A 25,945-nucleotide genomic window follows, 5' to 3' on the forward strand; every position below is an offset into this window, starting at 1 on the left:
GGATAACCGGGCATGCCGGGCAGATGCGCTACCGCCGACACCACCACTTGGTCACAGGGCAGAAAATGCACATCAACCACGCCCAGCTTTTCGTAGGACGCAACTTCAACGACAGCGCGGTGACGGGTGTATTTAGCTCGATGGGCTTTGACTCGATTACGCCAAGCATCGGTGAACATAGGCTCTGACCAATTCGCATAATCATGAGGCGAAGGATCTTTCTCCCACTCCACCACCACGGTCAGCCCTTCGCGCCATTGCACTGGCAACATCGCACAGCACATCTGGCTACCTGGGCCGCCGCCGTAGGGGCCGAGGTTCGGGCCACCGCCGCCGTTAACGCTGAATTGGTTGATGGCCGCCGAAGTGTGATTAATCCCTGAAATGGGCGCCCCCAACATCGTCGGTCGCGACTCGACACAGCCTTGCAGCAACAGGCTGGCCGCGACCATCCAGACACCTGCGGGCGTCATGAGGGATCCCCGCATGCAGCTTCGATGGGGCACGTATCGAGTGATGAACGACGGCGAAAAAGCAGGCAGAAAATGGGCATCCGTTTCCCTCAATGTTGTGGCGGTGAGGGAACGCGCTGCTCGACTCCCCCGTCATGGCTGACAGGGAAGGATTAGATGAGAATAAAAAACTCTTGTATGTCGGACTGTTCCGCCTGAGACGACAGAAGCATGCTGTTTTGTTGAAACTCGTATCTGACAAAAGCAGCCGTGTGCGATCGCTGTTGTAGACCACACGAGGAACGTCCGGCCTGAACGGGTTTACGACGGCTGCGCCGCCGCACGCAGGCTTCGGCAGCGGCTACATGATTGCTATCGCCGCCGATACTGCGAAAGCGCCAAGCTACACAAACCGCACTATGTTATCGGCGGCCGCATCCAGATGCTGCACATGGGTAAAGCCCGAAGCTTTCAGCGGCTTCAAATCATGATCTGCCGCCGCAAGCCACAGGACTTCTATGCTCGGCGCCAGCGTGTAGGCTTCTACCGCCTCGCGATTGCCCAACGCATCACGCTCGCCCTGAATAATCAGGGTCGGCGTGTGCAGCTCGGCCAAATGCGCCACACGGGGTTTTTCCGGTTTGCCCGATGCGTAAAACGGATAGCCCAAACACACCAGCGCATCCACGCCGAGCTCGTCCGCCACCAGACTGGCCATGCGCCCGCCCATGGATTTACCGCCAATGGCCAAGCGCCCAGCGACATGCCGTCGCACCTCGGCGTAGACCTCGCGCCAGCAGTCGAGCAATTTGGCCTGTTGGTTAGGCGGCCTTTTGCCACCGTCGAGTCGGCGTTGCGCCATGTAAGGAAACTCGAAGCGCAGCACGTTGAGCCCGCGTGCGGCAAGGCGTTCAGCCATGCCGGTCATCCAGTCGCTGTCCATTGGCGCACCCGCGCCGTGGGCCAGTATCAGCGTGGCCGGTTCAGCTGTTTTTACCGCACCAGCCGCTGCATTCCATAACCAGCCCCGATCCTGCACGCACTGCGCCCATTGATCCCCGTCAATACCGAGCTGCCCTGCTACGCCCATGCTTGCCTCGCTTTTAGTCTGCCAATAACTCCAGGCGTGCACATGTACTCGCCTGAACCGTGGATGGGGAACCATGAACACTTCAATCAGTACCGCCTACAACTATAAGGTGGTCCGCCAATTTTCCATTATGACGGTGGTTTGGGGCATCGTCGGTATGGGGCTCGGGGTTTTTATCGCCGCGCAGTTGGTCTGGCCCGAACTCAATTTCAATTTGCCCTGGACCAGCTTCGGCCGTCTTCGCCCGCTGCACACCAACGCGGTGATTTTCGCCTTTGGCGGTTGCGCACTGTTCGCGTCCTCCTTCTACACGGTGCAACGCACCTGTCAGGCCACGTTGTTTGCACCCAAAATTGCAGCATTTACCTTTTGGGGCTGGCAGCTGGTCATCGTGCTGGCTGCCATCAGCCTGCCTTTGGGCTTCACCAGCTCCAAGGAATACGCCGAGCTGGAATGGCCGATCGACATCTTGATCACCATCGTCTGGGTCGCTTACGCCATCGTGTTTTTCGGCACGATCATGAAGCGCAAGACCAAGCATATCTACGTCGGCAATTGGTTCTTCGGCGCGTTTATCGTGACGGTGGCGATTTTGCACATCGTCAATAACCTTGAAATCCCGGTCAGCCTCACCAAGTCCTACTCGCTCTACGGTGGTGCAACGGACGCGATGGTGCAGTGGTGGTACGGCCATAACGCTGTGGGGTTTTTCCTGACGGCGGGCTTTTTGGGGATGATGTATTACTTCGTACCGAAACAGGCCGAGCGTCCGATCTACTCGTATCGCCTGTCCATCGTGCACTTTTGGGCGCTGATCACCCTGTATATCTGGGCGGGCCCGCACCACTTGCACTACACCGCGCTACCGGACTGGGCGCAGTCATTGGGCATGGTGATGTCACTCATTCTGCTGGCGCCCAGCTGGGGCGGCATGATCAACGGCATGATGACGCTCTCGGGCGCCTGGCATAAGTTGCGCAGCGATCCGATCCTGCGCTTTCTGGTGGTGTCGCTGGCCTTTTACGGCATGTCGACCTTCGAGGGCCCGATGATGGCCATCAAGACCGTCAACGCCCTCTCCCACTACACCGACTGGACCATCGGCCACGTTCACGCCGGTGCGCTGGGGTGGGTGGCGATGATTTCGATTGGCGCGCTGTATCACATGATTCCAAAAATCTTCGGCCGCCCGCAGATGTACAGCATTGGCCTGATCAACGCTCACTTCTGGGTTGCCACCATCGGCACCGTGCTTTACATCGCCTCGATGTGGGTCAACGGCATCGCTCAAGGCCTGATGTGGCGCGCCGTGAACGCGGACGGCACGCTGACCTACTCCTTCGTCGAAACCCTGGTGGCCAGCCATCCGGGCTATGTCGTGCGCCTGATCGGGGGCGCGATCTTCTTCAGCGGCATGCTGCTGATGGCTTACAACACTTGGCGCACCGTGCGTAACGCCGAGCCCGCTGAAGTCGTAGCCGCCGCGCAGATGGCCTGAGGAGTTCGCCATGAAACACGAAGTGATTGAGAAAAACATCGGCCTGATGCTGTTGCTGATGATTCTGTGCGTGAGCATCGGCGGCCTGACACAGATCGTTCCGCTGTTCTTCGAAGATGTGACCAATACCCCGGTGGAAGGCATGAAGCCCTACACCGCGTTGCAACTGGAAGGTCGCGACATTTATATCCGTGAAGGTTGCGTGCAGTGTCACTCACAGATGATTCGCCCGTTCCGCGCTGAAACCGAGCGCTATGGCCATTACTCGGTGGCCGGTGAAAGCGTGTGGGATCACCCCTTCCTGTGGGGCTCGAAACGCACCGGGCCGGACTTGGCCCGGGTGGGCGCGCGCTACTCGGATGACTGGCACCGCGCGCATTTGTACAACCCGCGCAACGTGGTGCCGGAATCAAAAATGCCGGCCTACCCGTGGCTGGTCGAATCCCCGGTCGACAGTTCCCACACCCAAACCAAGCTCAAGGTGATGCGCACCCTCGGCGTGCCGTACAGCGATGAAGAGATCGCCAATGCCAAACAGTCCGTACAGGGCAAGACCGAGATGGACGCGCTCGTGGCTTACCTGCAAGTGCTCGGCACTGCCATCAAGAGCAAGAGGTGAAACATGGTTCTGGAGATGAGTAGTGGAATGATCCGCGGCCTGGGCACGCTGTTGGTGGCCGTGGCGTTTATCGGCCTGGCGCTGTGGGTGTTCAGCCCGCGCCGCAAATCCGAGTTTGAAGACGCCACGTTACTGCCTTTCAAGGACGACCCGCAGGCCCTCAAACACGTCGAGCAAGCGCAAGCGTCGAGGAGTGACAAAGCATGACGACCTTCTGGAGCATCTATATCTGCGTGCTGACCATCGGCACGCTGATAGGCCTGACGTGGCTGCTGGTGGGGACCCGCAAAGGCGAGAACAAAGGCGAAAACGTCGAGACGATGGGCCACAGCTTTGATGGCATTGAGGAATACGACAATCCGCTGCCGCAATGGTGGTTTATGTTGTTTGTCGCCACCCTGGTCTTCGGCGTCGGTTATTTGATCCTCTATCCCGGCCTTGGCAACTGGAAAGGCCTGCTGCCCGGTTATGAGAATGGCTGGACGGGCGTTAACGAGTGGCAAAAGGAAATGGACAAGGCGGACGCCCGCTTCGGCCCGATTTTCGCCAAGTACGCAGCCATGCCCGTGGAAGAGGTGGCGCAAGACCCCCAAGCGTTGAAAATGGGCAGTCGCCTGTTTGCCTCCAATTGCTCGGTGTGCCACGGCTCGGATGCCAAGGGAGCTTACGGCTTCCCTAACCTGACCGACAGCACCTGGCGCTGGGGCGGCGATGCCAACACCATCAAGGCTTCCATTATGGGCGGACGCATTGCTGTGATGCCTGCCTGGGGGCCGGTTCTGGGTGAAGACGGGGTCAAAAACGTCGCCGCGTACGTGCGTCACGACCTGGCCGGTTTGCCATTGCCCCAAGGCACCACGGTTGATCTGAACGCAGGCAAGCACGCCTTCGAGACCACCTGCGTGGCGTGTCACGGCGCCAACGGCAAAGGCATGCAAGCAATGGGGGCGCCGGATTTGACGGTGCCCGAGGCCTATATCTACGGCACCAGCCTGGGGCAACTGCAGCAGACCATCCGCCACGGCCGTCAAGGCCATATGCCAGCGCAAAACGAACTGCTGGGCAATGACAAGGTGCAGTTACTGGCCGCGTACGTGTTCAGCTTGTCGCAGGCTAATAAAGAGGAAAAAAACGCCGAATAATGCCTCTCTCGCTACAGGAGCACCGACAGGGTGCTTCTGTAGAGTTGTATACAACTTTGTGAACAATTTCTGGACATTTGTCCCCGCCTCTTTTACTTTCCTCCCCAGTATCGCCCCGCCAATCGCCTTCGCCATTGCCCCGAATGTGATGAGACTTAGAGGTCGTTTTGACCTTACTCAACACATGGAAAGGCCGCAGGACAAGCGTTGGCGCTCAATGAACGATGCTACGCTTCGTTGCAATACCCCAATGCTTTACCCATACTTGCGCCGCTTTTTTACCCCTAAAAAATATAAAACCGTGGAACCCTAGAATGAGCACAGCAATCAGTCCGACTGCTTATAACTATAAGGTCGTCCGCCAGTTCGCCATCATGACGGTGGTCTGGGGAATCCTAGGCATGGGGCTCGGGGTCTTTATCGCGTCACAGCTCGTGTGGCCTGAACTGAACTTTGGCCTGGAATGGACGACTTTCGGCCGTCTACGCCCGCTGCACACCAACCTTGTGATCTTTGCCTTTGGTGGCTGTGCGCTGTTTGGCACTTCGTATTACGTCGTACAGCGCACCTGCCAGACACGCCTGATTTCTGACTCGCTGGCCGCGTTCACCTTTTGGGGGTGGCAGGCGGTCATTGTCGGCGCCATCATCACCCTGCCCTTGGGTTACACCACCACCAAAGAATACGCAGAGCTGGAATGGCCGTTGGCGATTTTGCTGGCCATCGTGTGGGTGGCTTACGGCATGGTGTTCTTTGGCACCATCACCAAGCGCAAAACCAAACATATCTACGTCGGCAACTGGTTCTACGGGGCCTTTATTGTGGTCACGGCGATGCTGCACATCGTTAACCATGCGTCGTTGCCGGTCAGTTTTTTCAAGTCCTACTCTGCCTACGCCGGTGCGACCGACGCCATGATTCAGTGGTGGTATGGCCACAACGCGGTAGGGTTTTTCCTGACTACAGGCTTTCTGGGCATGATGTACTACTTCGTGCCCAAGCAAGCGGAGCGCCCGATCTATTCGTATCGGCTGTCCATCGTGCACTTCTGGGCATTGATCACCCTGTACATCTGGGCCGGCCCGCACCATTTGCACTACACCGCGCTGCCGGACTGGGCCCAGTCGCTGGGCATGGCCATGTCGATCATCCTGCTGGCACCCAGCTGGGGCGGCATGATCAACGGCATGATGACCCTGTCTGGAGCCTGGCATAAGTTACGCACCGACCCGATCCTGCGCTTTCTGGTGGTGTCATTGGCGTTCTACGGCATGTCCACCTTCGAAGGTCCGATGATGGCCATCAAGACCGTCAACGCCCTCTCCCACTACACCGACTGGACCATTGGCCACGTACACGCGGGCGCTTTGGGCTGGGTCGCCATGATTACGATCGGCTCCATGTACCACATGATCCCTAAAATCTACGGTCAAAAGCAGATGTACAGCGTCAGCCTGATCAACGTGCACTTCTGGCTCGCAACCATTGGCACCGTGCTGTATATCGCCTCGATGTGGGTCAACGGCATTACTCAGGGGCTGATGTGGCGTGCGATCAACGAAGACGGCACCTTGACCTATTCGTTCGTCGAAGCCCTGCAAGCCAGCCATCCGGGCTTCATCGTGCGCGCACTGGGCGGGGCTATTTTTGCCAGCGGCATGCTGTTTATGGCTTACAACGTATGGCGCACTGTTCGTGCATCTAACCCGGTAGAAGCTGAAGCGGCGAGCCAGATCGCTGTCGTGGGAGCGCACTGATGAAGCACGAAGCAGTCGAGAAAAATATCGGCCTCATGGCCTTCCTGATGGTCATTGCCGTCAGCATCGGTGGCCTGACCCAAATCGTTCCGCTGTTTTTCCAGGACGTCACCAATAACCCGGTCGAAGGCATGAAGCCGATTACCGCGCTGCAACTGGAAGGCCGCGACATCTACATCGCCAACGGCTGTGTGGGCTGTCACTCGCAAATGATCCGGCCGTTCCGTGCCGAAACCGAACGCTACGGCCACTATTCGGTTGCCGGTGAAAGCGTCTGGGATCACCCCTTCCTGTGGGGTTCCAAACGTACCGGGCCAGACCTGGCCCGTGTCGGCGGACGTTACTCCGATGACTGGCAGCGTGCCCACTTGTACAACCCGCGCAACGTGGTGCCCGAGTCGATCATGCCGGCTTACCCTTTTCTGGTAGAGCGCACCCTGGACGGCAAAGACACCGCCAAAAAAATGGAAGTGTTGCGCACCCTGGGCGTGCCTTATACCGACGAAGACATCGCCGGAGCCAAGGATGCCGTCAAAGGGAAAACCGAAATGGACGCGCTGGTGGCCTACCTTCAGGGCCTGGGCACTCTGATCAAAAGCAAACGGTGATCTGAATGGATATCGGGATGATTCGTGGCCTGGGCACTGTCGTCGTGATGGTGGCTTTTATCGGTTTGGCCTTGTGGGTATTCAGCCCCAAGCGCAAATCGGAATTCGATGACGCAACCCTGTTGCCGTTCAAGGACGACCCTGAAGCCATCAAGCACATCGAACAAGAACAAGCGTCCAGGAGTAACAAAGAATGACTAGCTTTTGGAGCTGGTACGTCACCGTCCTCACGCTGGGCACCATTTTCGCCTTGACCTGGTTGTTGCTGGACACCCGCAAGGGGCAACGCAGCGACCAGACAGACGAGAAAGTCGGGCACGCCTATGACGGTATTGAAGAGTTCGACAACCCCCTGCCCAATTGGTGGTTCTGGCTTTTTGTAGGCACCATCGTGTTCGCCTTGGGGTATCTGGTGCTCTATCCGGGCCTGGGCAACTGGAAAGGCATTTTGCCCGGCTACGAGGCGCTGGACACTAAAACAGGCACGCCGTTTGCCAATGGTCAGACCGGCTGGACCGGCGTGCACGAGTGGGAAAAGGAAATGGCCAAATCGGACGCCAAATACGGCCCGATCTTCGCCAAATTCGCCGCCATGCCCATAGAGGAAGTCGCCAAAGACCCTCAAGCCCTGAAAATGGGCGGTCGTCTGTTTGCCTCCAACTGCTCGGTGTGCCACGGCTCCGATGCCAAAGGCGCTTATGGCTTCCCGAACCTGACCGATGCCCACTGGCGCTGGGGCGGTACACCGGCCGAGATCAAGACCAGCATCATGGCAGGACGTCACGCGGTGATGCCCGGCTGGGCACAGGTCATTGGCGAACAAGGTGTGAGCGACGTGGCTGCGTATGTACTGACCCAACTGGATGGCCGCAAATTGCCTGAAGGCGCGAAAGCTGACCCGGCCAAGGGCCAGGCACTCTATGCCACCAACTGTGCGGTTTGCCATGGCCCCGAAGGCAAAGGCAATCCGCTGATGGGCGCGCCTGACCTGACACATCCGGGCGCCTTCATCTACGGTTCAAGCTTCGCTCAATTGCAACAGACCATTCGTTATGGCCGCCAGGGCCAGATGCCGGCGCAGGCCGAGTTGCAAGGCAATGACAGGGTTCACCTGCTAGCCGCCTATGTCTACAGCTTGTCTCATGGCGAAAACGCCAAGGCCGAGGAATAGAGAGTCCGTTATCGCGGTGAAAACGGCTCCCCGTCTAAGGAGCCGTTGTGTGACGAACAACTTTTTCAGTTGCCAAACAATTGCCCTAAGTAGTAACGTTTCTACATTGCTTTGCCACGGAGGTCTTCCTCATGTCCATCACCACTATTTCAAGTCGCGAATTCAATCAAGACACAAGCGGTGCCAAAAAAGCCGCCCAGGATGGGCCTGTTTACATCACCGATCGTGGCCGCCCTGCGCATGTACTGCTATGCATGGAGGAGTACCAACGACTGACCGGCCTGGACGCCAGCATCGTCGACCTGCTCGTCATGCCTGATTCGGCGTCGGTTGACTTTGAACCCGAACGCGCAGCTATCACGCCGCGCCCACTGGGTTTTTAATGTTCTTACTCGACACCAACGTGATTTCAGAGCTGCGCAAACCTCAGGCTGACCCCGCGGTGGTGGCCTGGGCCAGAGGGATGGCGGCGTACAAACTGTATATATCCGCCATCACCTTGCTCGAAATCGAAACCGGCATATTGCGTCTGGAACGGCGCGACAGCTCACAGGCGGCCATCTTGCGTACCTGGCTTGAAGGCCATGTGATTCCCGCCTTTGCCGGGCGCGTGCTGTCAATTGACAGTCAGGTTGCCAGACGCTGCGCCCGCCTCCACGTACCGGATCGCAGCAACGAGTGCGACGCTTTGATCGCCGCCACTGCCTTGGTACATGACATGACCATCGTCACCCGCAACGCCAAGGATTTCACCTTTGACGGCATTGCCGTCATCAACCCCTGGGAGTGCTGATTTCTGGCCTTTCGACCCTCAGTGCCAACCCGAAGTCAATTGACCCACATCATTACTTGCAGCAATTGCTATACCAAAGTCACACCCCTGTGAACGCGACCAAAGGTCGCACCCCTGCACCCGTGTCACGCAGGTATCATTACGCCACTGCACCACCTTCTGACCGCGGTCGGCACGTACTGACCGAGGCATTTTCCACTGCCGTGGGACGACCAAATGAGCAATCAGATTCCTGTCAATGACGTGACTGCACCTGCCAAGAAACCACCGCAGACCGTCGACTTATATGCCCCACGAGAAAAGATTTACACCCGCGCCTTCACCGGTTTTTTCCGCAACCTGCGAATGGTCGGCGGCGCTTTTCTGTTCCTGCTGTATTTCGGCACCGTCTGGCTGAACTGGGGCGGTCATCAGGCGGTGTGGTGGAACCTTCCCGAGCGCAAATTTTTTATTTTTGGCGCCACGTTCTGGCCACAGGATTTTATCCTGCTATCCGGGCTGCTGATCGTCGCCGCCTTTGGCCTGTTTTTTATTACGGTGTACGCCGGTCGCGTGTGGTGCGGTTACACCTGTCCGCAAAGCGTTTGGACATGGCTGTTCATGTGGTGTGAAAAGGTCACGGAAGGCGACCGTAACCAGCGCATCAAGCTCGACAAAGCTCCCATGAGCGCCAACAAATTCCTGCGCAAACTCGGCAAACACAGCCTGTGGCTGATAATCGGCTTTGTCACCGGCATGACCTTTGTCGGTTACTTCTCGCCTATCCGCGAGCTGGTCATCGACTTCTTCACGGGGCAAGCCGATGGCTGGGCGTATTTCTGGGTCGGTTTTTTCACGTTGGCCACTTACGGCAACGCCGGATGGCTGCGCGAACAAGTGTGCATTTACATGTGCCCGTATGCGCGTTTCCAGAGCGTCATGTTCGACAAGGACACACTGATCGTTTCGTACGACCCACGGCGTGGCGAGCAGCGCGGCCCGCGCAAAAAAGACAGCGACTACAAGGCCGAAGGCTTGGGCGACTGCGTCGATTGCACCTTGTGCGTACAGGTGTGCCCGACCGGCATCGACATTCGCGACGGCCTGCAAATTGAATGCATCGGCTGCGCGGCCTGCATCGACGCCTGCGACAGCATCATGGACAAAATGCACTACCCTCGCGGTCTCATCAGCTACACCACCGAGCACAACCTTTCGGGGCAGAAAACCCACACCCTGCGCCCGCGCCTGATCGGCTATGCCGTGGTCTTGCTAGCCATGATGGCCCTGCTGGCCGCGGCTTTCTTCACCCGTTCGCTGGTCGGGTTTGATGTCAGCAAAGACCGTGTGCTTTACCGCGAAAACGCACAAGGTCGGGTCGAAAACGTCTACAGCCTGAAAATCATGAACAAAGACCAGCACGACCACACCTATGTGCTGGAGGCCACAGGCCTGCCTGATCTGAAACTGCAAGGCAAACGCGAAATCCGGGTCGCCGCAGGCGATATTGTCAGCCTGCCGGTCGAGTTGTCGGTGGCACCCGAGCAGCTGCCGTCCAGCACCAACGAGGTGTTTTTCATCCTCAAGGATGCCGACAACCCCGACATCAATGTCAAAGCCAAGAGCCGCTTCATCGGCCCACTCATCAGATAAGAGACACTGCCATGCCCGCAGCAAACGGCTCCAGCCCTTGGTACAAGCACATTTGGCCGTGGATCATCATTGCCATTCTTGCCTGCTCGGTGACGTTGACCCTGTCGATGGTGACGATTGCCGTCAACAATCCGGATCACTTGGTCAACGACAACTACTACGAAGCCGGTAAAGGCATCAACCGCTCTCTGGACCGCGAACTGCTCGGCCAGACCCTGCAACTCAAAGCCAAACTGCGTCTGGACGAAATGACCGGCGAAGTGGTGTTGCTGTTGGAAGGCAACAGCCAACCTGACGCACTGGAACTGAACCTGATTTCACCGACACAACCGGAAAAAGACCGTCGCATCAACCTCAAACAAAGCACGTCCGAGCCGGGCCGCTATACCGGGCAACTGGATGACAAGGTTGAAGGACGCCGCTTCGTTGAATTGCTGGGAGTCGAAAACGGCCAGACATGGCGTCTGTTCGAAGAAGAACAGGTCGACCACGATAAAGACTTGATGCTGGGGGATGAGCCGATTCAAGGCGCCGAACACCAGCAAACCCCATGACCTCACCCTTACCCTGCTACCACTGCGCCCTGCCCGTTCCGCCCGGCAGCCGGTTTACGGCTGTCGTGCTGGGTCAATCTCGCGAATTCTGCTGCCCGGGTTGCCAAGCCGTCGCCGAAGCCATCGTGGCGGGCGGCCTCGAAAGCTATTATCAACACCGCAGTGAAGCGTCGGCCAACCCTGAAGCGCTGCCCGCACAACTGAGCGAAGAACTGGCGCTGTACGACCGCCCCGACGTACAAAAACCCTTTGTGCGGCACACCGACGAACAGGCCGAAACCACGCTGTTGATTGAGGGAATCAGTTGTGCCGCCTGCGGCTGGCTCATCGAAAAACACCTGATGCACTTACCCGCTGTCAGCGAGGCGCGACTCAACCTGTCCAATCACCGCCTACATGTGCGCTGGGATGATCGCCAGTTACCACTCAGCGAAATACTCAGGGAACTGCGCCATATCGGATATGTCGCGCACCCCTATCAGGCGGATCGGGCCACCGAACAACTGGCCAGCGAAAACCGGCTGGCCTTGCGCCAACTGGGGGTAGCCGGATTACTGTGGTTTCAGGCAATGATGGCGACCATGGCCACCTGGCCGGAATTCAACACTGACCTCAGCCCCGAGATGCACACCATCCTGCGCTGGGTGGCGCTGTTTCTCACCACTCCCATCGTGTTTTACAGCTGCGCGCCCTTTTTCAAAGGCGCGATGCGCGACTTGCGCACCCGCCACCTGACCATGGACGTCTCGGTTTCACTGGCCATTGGCAGCGCCTATATCGCCGGTATCTGGACCGCAATCACCGGAGTCGGCGAACTGTATTTCGATGCCGTCGGCATGTTCGCCCTGTTGTTGCTGGCCGGGCGCTATCTGGAACGCCGCGCCCGCGAACGCACCGCCGCCGCCACCGCGCAGCTGGTCAATTTGCTGCCCGCGTCCTGCTTGCGCTTGAGCGAAGACGGCCAGAGCGAACGCATCCTGCTGAGCGAACTGAACGTCGGCGACAGCGTATTGGTCCACCCCGGAGCGACGCTGCCCGCCGACGGCAAAATTCTTCAAGGCCAGACCTGCATTGACGAGTCCGTGCTCACGGGCGAATACCTGCCGCAACCTCGTGGCGTGGGCGATGCCGTGACCGCAGGCACCTTGAATGTCGAAGGGGCGCTGACCGTTGAAGTACTGGCACTGGGCCAAGACACTCGTCTGTCAGCCATTGTGCGCCTGCTGGATCGCGCCCAGACCGAAAAACCACGCCTCGCCGAAATAGCCGACAAAGCAGCGCAATGGTTCCTGCTGTTTTCGTTGATTGCGGCGGTGGTAATTGGCGTGCTGTGGTGGCAACTCGACCCCGAGCGAGCCTTCTGGATTGTACTGGCCATGCTGGTTGCCACCTGCCCGTGCGCCTTGTCGCTGGCAACTCCGACCGCCCTCACCGCCGCCACCGGCACCCTGCACAAATTGGGTTTGCTGCTGACCCGTGGGCATGTGCTCGAAGGGTTGAACCAGATTGATACGGTCATTTTCGACAAGACCGGCACCCTCACCGAAGGGCGCCTGACCTTAAAGGCCATCCACCCGTTACGCGAAGTGGACAGCGATCAGTGCCTGAGCCTCGCCGCTGCCCTCGAAAACCGCTCCGAACACCCCATCGCCCGCGCTTTCGGCCGCGCCCCGCAAGCCGCCGAAGACGTACACAGCACGCCCGGCCTCGGCCTTGAAGGCCGGGTCGGTGGACAGCGCGTGCGTATCGGCCAACCAGCGTTCGTCTGTGAACTGAGCCACTGCGCCGTCCCGGTCATGCCGGATGAACCCGGTCAATGGCTGCTACTGGGCGACACTCAAGGGGCCTTGGCCTGGCTGGTACTCGACGACCGTCTGCGGGCTGACGCACCGGCATTGGTGGCGGCGTGCAAGGCCCGCGGCTGGCACACGCTGCTGCTCTCGGGAGACAGCTCGCCAATGGTCGCCCACGTGGCCGCCGAGCTGGGCATTGATGACGCACAGGGCGGCTTGCGCCCGGACGATAAATTGCAGGTACTGCAACAGTTACACGCTCAGGGCCGCAAGGTGCTGATGCTGGGCGACGGCGTGAACGATGTGCCCGTGCTGGCCGCTGCCGACATCAGCGTGGCAATGGGTTCAGCCACTGACCTGGCCAAAACCAGCGCCGATGCGGTATTGCTGTCCAATCGTTTGGAGGCCTTGGTGCAAGCATTCAGTCTAGCGCGACGCACGCGCCGGGTGATCATCGAAAACCTGCTGTGGGCCACACTCTACAATGGCTTTATGCTGCCCTTTGCGGCGCTCGGCTGGATCACGCCGGTCTGGGCCGCCATCGGCATGTCGGTCAGCTCGTTGACGGTTGTGCTCAATGCCCTGCGCCTGACCCGCCTGCCGAATCAGGCGCCCGCCCGACCCACCGCAGATGCCCGCCCGACAGCGGCCTGAACCCGTAGCATGGAGCCTGTATGCCAGCGCTTTACATCATGATTCCTGCGGCCCTGTTGATCGTCGCTATCGCGATCTACATCTTCTTCTGGGCGGTGGACAGCGGCCAGTACGACGACCTCGACAGTCCGGCGCACAGCATTCTGTTCGATGATCAGGACCCGCAGCACACCGCAGCCATCGAAGAAGCCAAGCGCCAACACCCTGCGCCCGGCCCCGACAACGACACCCGGACGCCACCCCATGCTTGAGCTGGCGCCCGTGCTGGTATCGGCGGTGATTCTCGGCTTGCTGGGCGGCGGTCATTGCCTGGGCATGTGCGGTGGGCTAATGGGCGCTCTGACCATGGCCATCCCCAAAGAACAACGCAGCCGCCGCTTCAGGCTGTTACTGGCCTACAACCTGGGCCGAATTCTCAGCTATGGGTGCGCAGGTTTGCTGCTGGGGCTGGCCGGTTGGGCTGTGGCCAATAGCCCCGCAGCGATGTTTATGCGCGTGCTGGCCGGGCTGCTGCTGATCTGCATGGGCCTGTATCTGGCGGGGTGGTGGAGTGGACTGACCCGCATCGAAAGTTTGGGCCGCGGTCTGTGGCGACATATTCAACCCGTGGCCAACCGACTGCTGCCAGTGTCGAGCCTGCCCCGCGCCTTATTGCTGGGCGCCCTGTGGGGCTGGCTGCCGTGCGGATTGGTGTACAGCACGTTGATCTGGTCAGCCAGCCAGGGCAGCGCGATCAACAGCGCCTTGCTGATGCTCGCGTTCGGCCTGGGAACCTGGCCAGTGTTGCTCGCCACCGGGCTGGCCGCCGAACGGGTCACGGCTCTTTTGCGCAAGCGCAGCATTCGCATGGCCGGGGGCGTGCTGGTGATGCTATTCGGTATCTGGACCCTGCCCGGCCCGCATCAGCATTGGTTGATGGGGCACTGATACACAGCCGCCGTTGATGCATATCAAGGCTTGACCCATTTCCTGCCCCTAGAATCCAGAGCATTGTCAGCCATCCCAGGGGAATGCCCGCATGCTCGACGCCATTCGTTGGGACTCAACTTTAATTCGCCGCTACGATATTGCCGGCCCCCGCTACACCTCATACCCGACGGCGGTGCAGTTCAATAATCAGGTCAGCCCCTTCGACCTGTTGCACGCCCTGCGCGAAAGCCGCAAGGCACTCCGGCCCTTGTCTCTGTACGTGCACGTGCCGTTTTGCGCCAATATTTGCTACTACTGCGCCTGTAACAAGGTCATCACCAAAGACCGTGGTCGGGCGCAGCCTTACCTGCAAAGACTGGAACAGGAAATCCAGAAAATTGCCTGCCACCTCGACCCCAGACAAAAAGTCGAACAGCTGCACTTCGGCGGGGGCACACCGACATTTCTCAGCCACGATGAATTGCGCCAGCTGATGCTGACATTGCGCAAACACTTCAACTTGCTGGATGACGACTCGGGTGATTACGGTATCGAAATCGATCCGCGAGAAGCCGACTGGTCAACCATGGGCCTGTTGCGCGAACTGGGATTCAACCGCGTCAGCATTGGCCTGCAAGACCTCGATCCGCAGGTACAGCGCGCCGTCAATCGCCTGCAAAGCCTGGAAGAAACCCGTGCGGTGATTGATGCTGCTCGCACCTTACAGTTTCGTTCGATCAATATTGACCTGATCTATGGCCTGCCCAAACAAACCCCGCAAGCATTCGCGCAGACCATCGAAGAAGTGATCAACCTGCAACCGGATCGCTTGTCCGTGTTCAATTACGCGCACTTGCCCGAGCGCTTTATGCCACAGCGCCGGATCAACCCACTGGAGCTGCCCTCGCCTGCTGACAAGTTGCGCATGCTGGAGCACACCATTGAGCAGTTGACCAACGCCGGATACCGCTATATCGGCATGGATCATTTCGCCCTGCCGGACGACGAACTGGCCATCGCTCAGGAAGAATCAACCCTGCAGCGCAATTTTCAGGGCTACACCACCCACGGCCATTGCGACCTGATCGGGCTGGGCGTTTCGGCCATTAGCCAGATCGGCGACCTGTACTGCCAGAACAACAGCGACCTGACGCAGTACCAGCACGCCCTGGGCAGCGGCCAGCTCGCCACCAGCCGTGGGCTGTTGTGCAATCAGGACGATCGAATTCGCCGCGAGGTCATTCAACAGATCATCTGCAACCTGCACCTGCCTTTCGCCTCTATAGAACACGCCTTCAACGTCGACTTTCGGGGTTACTTTGCCCCGCAGTGGCCCGCCTTGCAGAGAATGGCGGCCGATGGCCTGATCGCCCTGGACGCGGAACAATTGACCGTACTGCCCGCAGGCAGGTTACTGGTGCGTTCGGTGTGCATGGCCTTCGATGCGTATTTGGAAAAGGCCAATCGAGAACGATTTTCGCGAGTGATCTAATTGTTTTTACTTCTGCTCAACGCCTCTACCCTGCCTGATGCCGCAATGAGACTTAGGTCGCGGCACCGCCATGGTGCGCTGGCCTCGACCTCTTCGCTGAGTTACCCTTGCATCTTATGTGTGTTTTCCCACAAGGATTGAAGAAATGTCCGAGCCAGTAAAACTGCGCGCTCATAGTCAGGCCAACTGCAAGGATTGCAGTCTGGCCCCTCTTTGTTTGCCACTTTCGTTGAATCTGGAAGACATGGATGCGTTAGAGGAAATCGTCAAGCGCGGTCGCCCCTTGAAAAAAGGCGAGTTTCTGTTTCGCCAGGGCGACCCCTTTGGCTCGGTCTACGCGGTTCGCTCCGGGGCATTGAAAACCTTCAGCCTGAGCGATTCGGGTGAAGAACAAATCACTGGCTTTCATCTGCCCAGTGAGCTGGTGGGTTTATCCGGCATGGGCACCGAAACGTACCCGGTCTCCGCACAGGCGCTGGAAACCACGCCGGTCTGCGAAATACCCTTTGAGCGTCTGGACGAGCTGTCGGTACAACTGCCGCAGCTGCGTCGTCAGCTGATGCGCATCATGAGCCGCGAAATTCGCGACGATCAGCAAATGATGCTGCTGCTTTCGAAAAAGACCGCCGATGAGCGGATTGCCACATTTTTGGTGAACCTCTCAGCGCGTTTCCGTGCTCGCGGCTTCTCTGCCAACCAGTTCCGCCTGAGCATGTCGCGCAACGAAATCGGTAACTACCTGGGCCTGGCCGTGGAAACCGTTTCCCGCGTGTTTACCCGTCTGCAAGAAAACGAGTTGATCCAGGCAGAAGGCAAAGAAGTGCATATCCTTGACCCGATCAAGCTATGCGCCTTGGCCGGTGGTTCACTGGAGGTCTGAATTCATCACGGACCGGGCTATACTGACGCGCTTTACGCACACCAGGATAGCCCGACCATGGTCGCCGACGATTTTTGCCTCAAACCCTTGATTCGCCCTGTAGTTGACTTCCCTAAAAAAGGCGTCATTTTCCGCGACATCACGCCACTGTACCAATCACCACGCGCCATGCGTGTCATCGCCGATACCTTTATTCACCGTTACGTCGAGGCTGATTTCAGCCATATCGGCGCAATGGACGCGCGCGGCTTTTTGATTGGTTCGGTGCTTGCGCATCAGCTCAACAAGCCGTTGGTTCTATTCCGCAAGCAAGGGAAGTTACCCGCCGACGTGTTGGCCGAAGGCTATCAGACAGAATATGGCGAAGCCTTTCTTGAAGTGCACGCCGACAGCTTGTGCGAAGGCGACTCACTGCTGATCGTCGATGACCTGATCGCTACGGGCGGCACGCTGATCGCCGCTGCCAACCTGGTACGACGCATGGGTGCGCAGGTGTTTGAAGCCGCCGCCATTATCGACTTGCCGGAACTGGGCGGCTCCCAGCGCTTGCAGGCGATGGGCGTGCCCACCTTCTGCCTGACCGAGTTCTCGCTCACCGAGTGATTCAAGGCATCTACACAACGTTAATCAGGTGGGAGCTGCGATCTTTTGTGTTTGCCAGATAGATCCGGCAGGCAGGATTAGCGACTGCTCTGCAGTCGGACGTAGCCTCGCGGAGCTCGTCAACTGCTACGGGTCTTGCGCGCTCTGTTGATCTTGATCTGGTTTTTGATCTACGGGCCCCCTTAAACCACGCTGGCCTCACACAGGCTTTACGCAGTGGGTAATTTTACGGCTGTACAGCCGCTGACCCCAACGCAAAACGCCCATCGCTATTGAGCCATGGGCGTTTTTTATCTTGCAGTTGAAGCGTGTTCTCTACGGCCGATAGATAATCGCCGAGCCCCACGACAAGCCCACGCCGAAGCCGCTTAGCGCAACGCGCTTCCAGGTGGCGTCCATCACGTGTTTTTCCAGCAGCAACGGAATGCTCGAAGACACGGTATTGCCGGTCTCGACCATGTCCTTGATGAACTTCTCGGGCTCACCCTCAAAGCGACGCGCCACCGCATCAACAATCGCCGCACTGCCCTGATGGATGCAGAATGCGTCGATGTCCTGGGAGGTCAAGTCCGACTCTTCCATCAGCTCATGCAAGTGCGCCGGCACTTTAAGCAGCGCGAAGTTGAACACCTGACGACCGTTCATGAAGAACACGCCATCGCTGACCTTCAGGTGCGGCGCCCCGGAACCGTCGGTGCCGAATTTGGCCTTGCCCAACTGCCAGGCAGCTTCTTCGCCCATCCACGTGGCCGTGGCGGCATCGCCAAACAACATGGTGGTGTTTCGGTCTTCAGGGTCAACGATTTTCGAATACGGGTCGGCAGTGATCAGCAGGCCGTTTTTCAGGCCCGTGGCTTCCATAAAGCCTTTCATCGCGTAAATGCCATAGACATACCCCGAGCACCCCAGGGAAATATCAAAGGCGGCGACGTGGGTCGGCAGGCCGAGCTTGTCTTGAACGATGGCAGCGGTATGCGGCAAGCCTTCTGCATCACCGTTTTGGGTGACGACGATCAGCGCGTCGATGGATTCGCGCTTGAGCTGCGGATTGTTGGCGAACAGCGCATTGACAGCTTCGACACACAGATCCGAGGTTTCCTGGTCAGCACCTTTGCGCGGCAGGAAGGCCGAGCCAATCTTGCCCAGAATGAATTCTTCGTCCTTGGAGAATTTCGCGCCTTGGGCGTAGTTGTCTACGCCGTCCGCAGGCACGTAACTGGCGATGCTTTTAATGCCAATCATTGTGGCTTCCCAATACTGAATAGCTGGAGATCACCGCTCGAACAATCGAGGGGCGTTAACAATAAAAGGGCGTGAATGGGTGCCTGAAAACACAAAAAAATAGCCCGTAAATGGCTCGGCACCCGCCCGTATGCTGCACACGATACAGTGAGATGCGCGTTGTGACTCACAGGTCACGCTATTTTGTGTGGTTTTTCAAAACATTTCGCCCGATACCTGGCGATTCGTAGTCGCTGACGAGGCACGAAGGCTGCGAGCTGTGTTGAAGAAACACCGCAGGGTCCGCTTCGCAGCCCATCGCAGCCTTCGTGCCACGTCAGCGACTACATGAGGGGTGTCTACCGTTTAAAGCTGGTTAAACAAGCTCAACTGGGCGATTTTGACGAAGGCCAGTTGCGAGGCTTCCAGCATGGCTTTCTGGAACGCCAGGTCAACCGACGCACTGGCCATATCGGTATTGCCAATGGCCGACATGGTGGTGTCGTTGGCCAGGCCCATGCTGGTGTTGGCGTCCGCCTGAATATCTACGGCATTGAGGCGCGAACCAATGGAGCCGCGCGCTTTATCAACGTGCTCGCTGGCATTGCTCAGATTACCGATGGTGGCGCTGATCGCGTCGCGCTGCTTGAGTTTGGCCACCGGGTCATTATCAGTAGGCACCAATAACGCTTTGCGAATCTCGCTGAGGGTATCCAGCGCACTCTGGTTTTTGTGGTTGTCCGCATTCACCACAAATTGGTCGCCCGCTTTGGGTGCCTCTGAGAAATCAAATTTAACCCCGGCCGCCGTCACCGAGGTGCCGGTCATGGTGCCTTCAGCCAGCGGCTTGCTGTTGGCGCTCACTGGCTGGGCAAACACTTGATACTCAGTGTCGCTGGTGAATTTGATCACCGCCCCGCTGCCAGGGAAGCTGTCGCTGTATTTTTTCGCGTCGGCGATGCTCGCACTGGTCAATTGAGCCGTAGAGGCATTGCTCGGGGTGCGTGAGACATTGAAGCTGTCAGGCTTGGCTTCCAGCGTAAAGACCTTGTCCTTGGCCAGTGCATCCTGAGCCACGGTGTCCTCTGCGCCGCTGAAATCCATACCGATATCAAACTGAACGCCGCGCAGGTTGACACTGTGAGCGCCTTCCTTGGTTGAATCGAACGTCCCGTTACCGGCTATTTCAGAGGTAATGTCCTTTCCCGTGCCGTCAGTCAAGGTGAACTGAGTGCTACTGGTGAACGTCAAGGTATAAGGCTGGCCTGCGGTAAATCCCTGGTCGTAGACCGCCGTTGACGTCACCGTCCCCGCCGTAATAGACACCTTGCCATCATTGACAGCCGGGGGCAGCAGCGTGGCTTGAGTGCGCCCGGTATTCGGGGAGCTTTCCAGAAAGCTGCGGGCGGTGTCGCTGCCAGCCATCGTGATGGTGTCCGAGACTTTCAGGTTCAGCTGAATGTCATCGCCCTGATAGGTGTAGGTGCCGTCATTGTTGCGCGCATACGGCGGCGTTGAGGTTTTGGAACCCGAGAACATGTAATTGCCGTCGGCATCCTTGCTGTTGAGCAAGCTGAACACTTGCTCCTCAATGCCACCGATTTCATTGGCAATAGAAGCACGGTCGGCATCACTGATGATGCCACCCGCCTGAATGGTCAGGTTTTTAGCCGTTTGCAGCGCCGTATTGATGCTGTCCAGAATGCTTTCCTGATTATTCAGGGAAGCTTTGATGGTGTTCATGTTGGTGCTGTACTGCCCCAGCATGTCTTTTTGCTGCTGCAACAATAACAACTGCGCCGCACCGGCCGGGTCATCCCCTGCGGACTGGATGCGCACACCCGAGTCAATCTGGGTTTGGGTTTTCACCACCGACGAAAAGTTGTTCTGATAGGTCGCGCTGGTCGACTCATAAAACTGGGATGTGGAAATGCGCATCGTCGAAGGCTCCCTTAAAGGCTGTTGATCAGCGTGGTGAAGGTTTCTTGCGCCGCCTTGATGATCTGCGACGAGGCGGTGTAGTACTGCTGAAACTTGACCAGATTGGACGCTTCTTCATCCAGGTTGACCTGAGACACCGAGTTGCGCACTTCCTTGGCATAGGACAACGCCGCGGTGTTGGCCGTGGCATCCACTTTCGCCTGGCTGGCTTTGCCACCCACCGAGGAGACCAGTTGGGTGTAAGCACCTGTCATGCTCACCCCGCCGCCACCGGCGTTCGTCCCCACGGTGGCTTTGGTTTGCAAGTCCAGCAGCAAGTTGGCGTTGGTGTTGTCGGCCTTGGCGTCCTTGTTGAACTTGATGTCAAAGCTGTCGCCCTTGCCCGGCGAACCGCTGATGGTGGTGTCAAACGCAATTTGGGTGGTGGTGCCGTCAGCGTTGGTGACGGGCACATTGATCGTGACCTTGTTGCCTTGGCCCGGCACGATGGTGCCCGTGCCGATTTCATCGCCTTTTTCATTCAGCACGCGGTAGCCCTGCGCGCCATTGGCCGCTTCGTCAAAGGCGATGCGAACTGGCATCGCGCTCTCAATCTGCGACTGCGTCAGCCCCAAGGCTGCGCCGCCGTAGATGTCCAGCGCCGCAGACAGGCTCGGCGTGCTCACCGCACCGGTGCCGGTGTTCGAGCTGCCCACACTGGCCACCAATGGCGCAGCGAAGGCCAACTGGCTGGAATCGGTCATTTGCACACCGATGGCGCTGGCGCCATTGCGGGTGGGGCTGACTTTAAACGTGTCGCCCTTGCTCAAATCCCCGCCGTTCAGGCTCATGGTGAAACCATCGATCACGGCAGCCGGTTTTTGATCCAGCTTGAACGCGCCCATGTTGGTGCCGTCCGAGCGCTTGACCGTGTAGTCGTTGTCGCTGCTGAACGTCACTTGATAATCGTAAGTCGTCAGCGCACCGCTGTCGGGAATGCTCACGTCCAGGTTGCCCGAGTTCACGTTGTTGCCGGACGACGCCAAGCTGCGCTGGCTGATGGCCTGCGCGCTGTTGATACTGTTGAACAGCGACGAACCAAACTCGCCGTTGGCATCCAGCCCCTGCCCCAACTGCGAGTTGATCGCGTCAGCCACCACCAACGCGGTGCGCCCCAGATCATTCATGGCCGGCGCCAGCACGTCTTCGCGATAGCGCAACAGGCCGCCAATCTTGCCGCCACTGATGACCGAGGTCACGTCCGAGGTGGACTGCGGGTAGTTGATCTGAATAGTGAACTGGCTTTTGTCGACTTTGCCCGGTACTGCCGAAATGGTGTTGGAGGTGCTGCCCTGCACCAGCGACTGACCGGTGCCCAGCGTCACGTCATAAACGTTGTCGTGCTCCTGAACCGTCACCCCGACCAGCTCGTTGAGGCTGCGAACGGTTTCGTTGCGCGCATCCAGCAGGTCGTTCGGGGTATTGCCGGCGGTGGTCGCCTGAGCAATCTGCTTGTTCAATGAGGCAAGGGTCGACGTGTGCTGGTTGACCAGCGAGGTCAGCGTATCAAGCTGGCTGTTGATGCCTTCGTTCTGCTGGTTGAGCTGGGACGAAATCGAGTTGAAACGATTGCTCAACGTTTGCGCACTGGTCAGCAGCAACTGGCGGGACGAGGTGTTGCCGGGCGCCGCGGCCGAGGTTTGCAGGGCAGTGAAAAAACTGCTCAACGCGGCCGATACGCCGGTGCTGGAGTCAGACAGCAGCTTGTCAACCGAGCCGATCTGATCGAGATAAGCCTGTGCGTCGCCATTGAGCGAGGTGGTGGTTTGCAACTGGGCGTCGAGGTAGGCGTTGTACACACGGCGCACATCGGCCAGGGTGGTGCCGGTGCCGATAAACACCCCGCCCACCTGCTGCGACGCCGCCGTGCCCTGCACGATTTGCTGACGCGAGTAGCCCGAGGTGTTCGCGTTGGCAATGTTATTGCCGACCGTCGCCAAAGCCCCTTGGCTGGCGTTAAGCCCCGACATCCCGATGTTGATCAAACTCGCCATGGTTCAAACCTTATAAATTCGTTAAAGAACCCGTCGAGACGTAGCTCTGGTAGGTCTTCATTTGCTTGGCTATCTGCGAAATCTTGCTCGCATACTCGGGGTCGGTCGCGTAACCGGCCTTTTGCAACTCTCGAACAAACTGCTCTGGTTTATCGGCCGCATTCAGCACTTCTTTATAACGATTGTTGCTTTGTAACAGGGTGACCAGATCGTGGAAGCTGTCTTGATAGGAGTCGTAGGAACGGAAGTCCGCCGTTTCCTTGACCATCTGCCCGCCCTTGAATTCGCTGGTGATGGCGCGTGCTTGCGCGCCTTGCCAGTTACCCGTGGCTTTGATGCCGAACAGGTTGTGGCTGCTGCTGCCATTTTGCTGGCGCATCACTGACTTGCCCCAGCCGGTTTCGAGCGCCGCCTGGGCCACCAGATACAGCGGATCGACGCCGATACGGTCGGCCGCTTGCTGGGCCATCGGCAACATGGTGGCGACAAAGGCATCCGGCGACTCGAACGCTTGCTTGGCGGGTGCCAGCGGCGGCTGCGCCACGGCACGCCCGTAAATCTGCATACGCCCTTGCACACCACTGGCACTCAGCATGGGCTGGCGGCTGCCTTTGAGCACGGCGTCCAGACCCGGCGAGGTGCGCCCCGGCACAGTGCCGGCGTTGAGGGTCGAGCGCGTCGGGTCAGCAGAGGGCACGATGCCCGCCAACAGACGATCCGTCAGCTTGCTCGGCAAGGCCAAGCGGCGCTGATTGATCTTGGCCATGTCATTTTGGTGACCGCCTTCAGCCGCCGCGGGCGCGGCTACCCGCGCACTCCACAAGGCACGCTGCCCCGAGGTGCGCACAAACGGGCTGTTGGTGGTCGCTGCCACTGTCGTGGCCGCAGGCGTTTTGGCGTCGCTCGTCAGCGCTGTAGTCACTGAAACGTCTTGCGGCGCCGTGGGTTTGTTCTTCGACATCTGGCGCATCAACACATCAGCCAGACCAATGCCGCCGCCCTGCCGGGACAATGTCACCGACAGCTGCTGGTCGTACATCTCCTGATACTGTTTGGCGGCCGGGGTATTAAGCGGGTTGTCCTTGCCCAGCACTTCGTTGGCCGAGCGCATGGACTTGAGCATTTCATTGAGGAACAGCGACTCGAACTCCTGCGCCACCTTGCGCATATTGCTGTCGCTTTCGCGATCACCCACTTTCAGGTTGTTGAGCCGGTTCAGGTCGGTAAACGCCCCCGAATCGCTGCTACTGACGCCGCGCTTGCTCAAGTCCATAACGTCAGCCTCAAATCACGATCAGGTCGGCTTGCAAGGCACCGGCCTGTTTAAGCGCTTCGAGAATCGCCATCAAATCCCCTGGCGCCGCCCCCACCTGATTCACCGCCCGGACAATTTCGTCCAGGGTCGTGCCCGGACCGAATTTGAACATCGGCTTGGCTTCCTGCTGAGCATTGACGCGCGAACGCGGCACCACCGCCGTCTCGCCGTTGGAGAACGGGCCGGGCTGGCTGACAATCGGGTCTTCGGTAATGGTCACGGTCAGGCTGCCGTGGGTCACGGCGGCGGGCGAGACTTTGACGTTCTGGCCAATCACGATGGTGCCGGTGCGCGAGTTGATGATGACCTTGGCCACCGCCTGCCCCGGATCGACTTCAAGGTTTTCCAGAATCGACAGGTAATCGACCCGCTGGCTTGGGTCCAGCGGTGCAGTCACACGCACCGAGCCGCCATCAATCGCCTGCGCCACACCGGGGCCGAGCAAGTCGTTGATCTTGTCGACCACGCGCTTGGCCGTGGTGAAGTCGGAGCGGTTAAGGTTCAACGTCAGGCTATTGCCCTGATTGAAACCACTGGGCACGGCCCGCTCAACCGATGCGCCTCCCGGAATACGCCCGGCTGAGGGCACGTTAACGGTGATTTTCGAACCGTCGCGGCCTTCAGCATCAAACCCGCCCACCACCAGATTGCCTTGCGCCACGGCGTAGACATTGCCGTCGATACCCTTGAGCGGCGTCAGCAGCAGCGTGCCACCGCGCAGGCTTTTGGAGTTACCGATGGAGGACACGGTGATGTCGATCACCTGCCCCGGTTTGGCGAACGCGGGCAAGTCCGCGCTGATGGACACCGCTGCAACGTTTTTCAACTGCACCGTGCCGGTGCCCGCGGGCACCTTGATGCCGAACTGCGACAGCATGTTGTTGAACGTCTGCAAGGTGAACGGGGTTTGCGTAGTCTGGTCGCCCGTACCGTTAAGTCCGACCACCAGGCCATACCCAATCAATTGGTTGGAACGTACGCCGGAAATACTGGCAATGTCTTTCAACCGCTCGGCGTGAACGCCCAGTGAGGTCGATAACAGCAATAGCGCTGCCAGCACATGCTTGAGGTTGGACATGGAGGCCATCACCTAGAACGGGAACAGTGGGCTAAGGAAGAAACGGTCGAACCAGCCCGGCTGGCTCGCATCGGCAAACGAGCCGGTGCCCGAATAGGTGATGCGTGCATCGGCCACCCGGGTCGAAGACACCGTGTTGTCGGTGGCGATGTCATCGGCACGTACCAGCCCGGCAATGCGCACCAGCTCGTCGCCGGTGTTGAGGGTCATCCACTTCTCGCCCCGTACGGCAATGATGCCGTTAGGCAACACATCGGCCACGGTCACGGTGATCGAACCGGTGAGGCTGTTGCCCTGCCCGGCCTTGCTGTCGCCCTTGGTGGCGCGGCTGCCGCTGTAACCGGCATCCAGGCTTAAGTCGCCACTGCCCAGCGGGTTGTTGGTGGTCAACCCACCGCCAAACAAAGACGTCAGGCCGATGCTGGTGTTGCTGTTTTTACCAATGGCCGAGTTGGCGTTTTTGCTCGCCTGAGTCTTCTCGTTCAGGGTAATGGTGATGATGTCACCGATGCGAAACGCCTTGCGGTCGCTGTACAGGTTCTGTTCAAAGCCTGCCTGGTAAATCGAGCCGTTGTTGGCCGCTGCCGGCAGCGGCGTGCGCGGCAGTACAGGGGCGTAGTACGGATCGTTGGGACGTGGCGGCGGGCTGACACAACCTGCCAGAAACGTGACCGCACCCAATGCCAGAACAGAATACAAGCGCTTCATGA

General features: G+C 58.7%; 26 protein-coding genes. 18 read left to right on the forward strand and 8 right to left on the reverse strand.

The features are described 5' to 3' along the window. On the reverse strand, positions 1-473 hold a 473-nt coding region (locus GHN86_RS14385), incomplete at its 3' end, for a DUF3304 domain-containing protein (RefSeq protein WP_153382569.1). Between the two features lie 382 nt (positions 474-855). Further along, complete coding sequence (locus GHN86_RS14390; RefSeq protein ID WP_153382567.1) at positions 856-1,542, reverse strand: alpha/beta family hydrolase; 687 nt, start codon at positions 1,540-1,542, stop codon at positions 856-858. A 73-nt stretch (positions 1,543-1,615) separates the two neighbouring features. On the opposite strand from GHN86_RS14390, the gene ccoN (GHN86_RS14395) reads away from it, so the two are divergent. From ccoN (GHN86_RS14395) to GHN86_RS14480, 18 genes are all read left to right on the forward strand, one after another. Beyond that, positions 1,616-3,040 (forward strand): cytochrome-c oxidase, cbb3-type subunit I, encoded by a 1,425-nt coding sequence (gene ccoN, locus GHN86_RS14395; protein ID WP_153382565.1) that lies wholly within the window; start codon positions 1,616-1,618, stop codon positions 3,038-3,040. Positions 3,041-3,050: 10 nt separating this feature from the next. Then, entirely contained in the window at positions 3,051-3,659 is a 609-nt protein-coding gene (gene ccoO / locus GHN86_RS14400) for a cytochrome-c oxidase, cbb3-type subunit II (protein ID WP_153382563.1), read from the forward strand. A 15-nt stretch (positions 3,660-3,674) separates the two neighbouring features. Beyond that, a complete protein-coding gene (locus GHN86_RS14405) occupies positions 3,675-3,866 on the forward strand; it encodes a cbb3-type cytochrome oxidase subunit 3 (RefSeq protein WP_153382571.1) in 192 nt (63 codons plus the stop codon). Then, a complete protein-coding gene (gene ccoP, locus GHN86_RS14410; protein ID WP_153382561.1) occupies positions 3,863-4,801 on the forward strand; it encodes a cytochrome-c oxidase, cbb3-type subunit III in 939 nt (312 codons plus the stop codon). Before GHN86_RS14405 ends, ccoP (GHN86_RS14410) begins: the two co-directional genes overlap by 4 nt. 314 nt (positions 4,802-5,115) lie before the next feature. Next, entirely contained in the window at positions 5,116-6,558 is a 1,443-nt protein-coding gene (gene ccoN, locus GHN86_RS14415) for a cytochrome-c oxidase, cbb3-type subunit I (protein ID WP_153382559.1), read from the forward strand. Beyond that, a complete protein-coding gene (ccoO, locus tag GHN86_RS14420) occupies positions 6,558-7,166 on the forward strand; it encodes a cytochrome-c oxidase, cbb3-type subunit II (RefSeq protein WP_153382557.1) in 609 nt (202 codons plus the stop codon). The genes ccoN (GHN86_RS14415) and ccoO (GHN86_RS14420) overlap by 1 nt, the downstream gene beginning before the upstream one ends. A gap of 5 nt (positions 7,167-7,171) precedes the next feature. Then, a complete protein-coding gene (locus GHN86_RS14425) occupies positions 7,172-7,363 on the forward strand; it encodes a cbb3-type cytochrome oxidase subunit 3 (protein ID WP_122782178.1) in 192 nt (63 codons plus the stop codon). Next, on the forward strand, positions 7,360-8,337 hold the full coding sequence (gene ccoP / locus GHN86_RS14430; protein ID WP_153382555.1) for a cytochrome-c oxidase, cbb3-type subunit III: 978 nt from the start codon (positions 7,360-7,362) through the stop codon (positions 8,335-8,337). Before GHN86_RS14425 ends, ccoP (GHN86_RS14430) begins: the two co-directional genes overlap by 4 nt. Positions 8,338-8,468: 131 nt before the next feature. After that, complete coding sequence (locus GHN86_RS14435; protein ID WP_153382553.1) at positions 8,469-8,720, forward strand: type II toxin-antitoxin system Phd/YefM family antitoxin; 252 nt, start codon at positions 8,469-8,471, stop codon at positions 8,718-8,720. Continuing rightward, positions 8,720-9,130 (forward strand): type II toxin-antitoxin system VapC family toxin, encoded by a 411-nt coding sequence (locus GHN86_RS14440; protein WP_153382551.1) that lies wholly within the window; start codon positions 8,720-8,722, stop codon positions 9,128-9,130. The genes GHN86_RS14435 and GHN86_RS14440 overlap by 1 nt, the downstream gene beginning before the upstream one ends. 216 nt (positions 9,131-9,346) lie before the next feature. Further along, complete coding sequence (gene ccoG, locus GHN86_RS14445) at positions 9,347-10,762, forward strand: cytochrome c oxidase accessory protein CcoG (protein ID WP_153382550.1); 1,416 nt, start codon at positions 9,347-9,349, stop codon at positions 10,760-10,762. Between the two features lie 11 nt (positions 10,763-10,773). Next, positions 10,774-11,316 (forward strand): FixH family protein, encoded by a 543-nt coding sequence (locus GHN86_RS14450; RefSeq protein WP_153382548.1) that lies wholly within the window; start codon positions 10,774-10,776, stop codon positions 11,314-11,316. Beyond that, a complete protein-coding gene (locus tag GHN86_RS14455; protein WP_153382546.1) occupies positions 11,313-13,763 on the forward strand; it encodes a heavy metal translocating P-type ATPase in 2,451 nt (816 codons plus the stop codon). Before GHN86_RS14450 ends, GHN86_RS14455 begins: the two co-directional genes overlap by 4 nt. A 20-nt stretch (positions 13,764-13,783) precedes the next feature. Continuing rightward, positions 13,784-14,014 carry a cbb3-type cytochrome oxidase assembly protein CcoS gene (gene ccoS, locus GHN86_RS14460; protein WP_153382544.1) on the forward strand — a complete coding sequence of 77 codons (231 nt, stop codon included), beginning with the start codon at positions 13,784-13,786 and terminating at the stop codon, positions 14,012-14,014. Continuing rightward, positions 14,007-14,690, forward strand: a complete 684-nt coding sequence (locus GHN86_RS14465) for a sulfite exporter TauE/SafE family protein (protein WP_153382542.1) — start codon at positions 14,007-14,009, stop codon at positions 14,688-14,690. The genes ccoS and GHN86_RS14465 overlap by 8 nt, the downstream gene beginning before the upstream one ends. A gap of 91 nt (positions 14,691-14,781) precedes the next feature. Beyond that, complete coding sequence (gene hemN, locus GHN86_RS14470; protein WP_153382540.1) at positions 14,782-16,164, forward strand: oxygen-independent coproporphyrinogen III oxidase; 1,383 nt, start codon at positions 14,782-14,784, stop codon at positions 16,162-16,164. A gap of 145 nt (positions 16,165-16,309) precedes the next feature. After that, positions 16,310-17,044, forward strand: a complete 735-nt coding sequence (gene fnr, locus GHN86_RS14475) for a fumarate/nitrate reduction transcriptional regulator Fnr (protein WP_153382538.1) — start codon at positions 16,310-16,312, stop codon at positions 17,042-17,044. A 57-nt stretch (positions 17,045-17,101) separates the two neighbouring features. After that, positions 17,102-17,647, forward strand: coding sequence for an adenine phosphoribosyltransferase (locus GHN86_RS14480; RefSeq protein ID WP_153382536.1), 546 nt, complete (start codon positions 17,102-17,104; stop codon positions 17,645-17,647). Positions 17,648-17,962: 315 nt separating this feature from the next. Here the strand turns inward: GHN86_RS14480 and GHN86_RS14485 are convergent, their stop codons facing one another. The 6 genes from GHN86_RS14485 to flgH form a co-directional block, all read right to left on the reverse strand. Beyond that, positions 17,963-18,889 carry a ketoacyl-ACP synthase III gene (locus GHN86_RS14485; protein WP_153382534.1) on the reverse strand — a complete coding sequence of 309 codons (927 nt, stop codon included), beginning with the start codon at positions 18,887-18,889 and terminating at the stop codon, positions 17,963-17,965. 345 nt (positions 18,890-19,234) lie between these two features. Further along, entirely contained in the window at positions 19,235-20,806 is a 1,572-nt protein-coding gene (locus tag GHN86_RS14490) for a flagellar hook-associated protein 3 (protein WP_153382532.1), read from the reverse strand. A gap of 14 nt (positions 20,807-20,820) precedes the next feature. Beyond that, positions 20,821-22,842 (reverse strand): flagellar hook-associated protein FlgK, encoded by a 2,022-nt coding sequence (flgK, locus tag GHN86_RS14495; RefSeq protein WP_153386791.1) that lies wholly within the window; start codon positions 22,840-22,842, stop codon positions 20,821-20,823. A gap of 10 nt (positions 22,843-22,852) precedes the next feature. After that, complete coding sequence (gene flgJ, locus GHN86_RS14500; protein ID WP_153386793.1) at positions 22,853-24,115, reverse strand: flagellar assembly peptidoglycan hydrolase FlgJ; 1,263 nt, start codon at positions 24,113-24,115, stop codon at positions 22,853-22,855. A gap of 10 nt (positions 24,116-24,125) precedes the next feature. Further along, a complete protein-coding gene (locus tag GHN86_RS14505) occupies positions 24,126-25,235 on the reverse strand; it encodes a flagellar basal body P-ring protein FlgI (RefSeq protein ID WP_153382889.1) in 1,110 nt (369 codons plus the stop codon). 12 nt (positions 25,236-25,247) lie between these two features. Further along, positions 25,248-25,943 (reverse strand): flagellar basal body L-ring protein FlgH, encoded by a 696-nt coding sequence (gene flgH / locus GHN86_RS14510; RefSeq protein ID WP_153382891.1) that lies wholly within the window; start codon positions 25,941-25,943, stop codon positions 25,248-25,250. Positions 25,944-25,945 lie beyond the last annotated feature (2 nt).

The organism is Pseudomonas helleri (assembly GCF_009600315.1).
Classification (GTDB): domain Bacteria; phylum Pseudomonadota; class Gammaproteobacteria; order Pseudomonadales; family Pseudomonadaceae; genus Aquipseudomonas; species Aquipseudomonas helleri_A.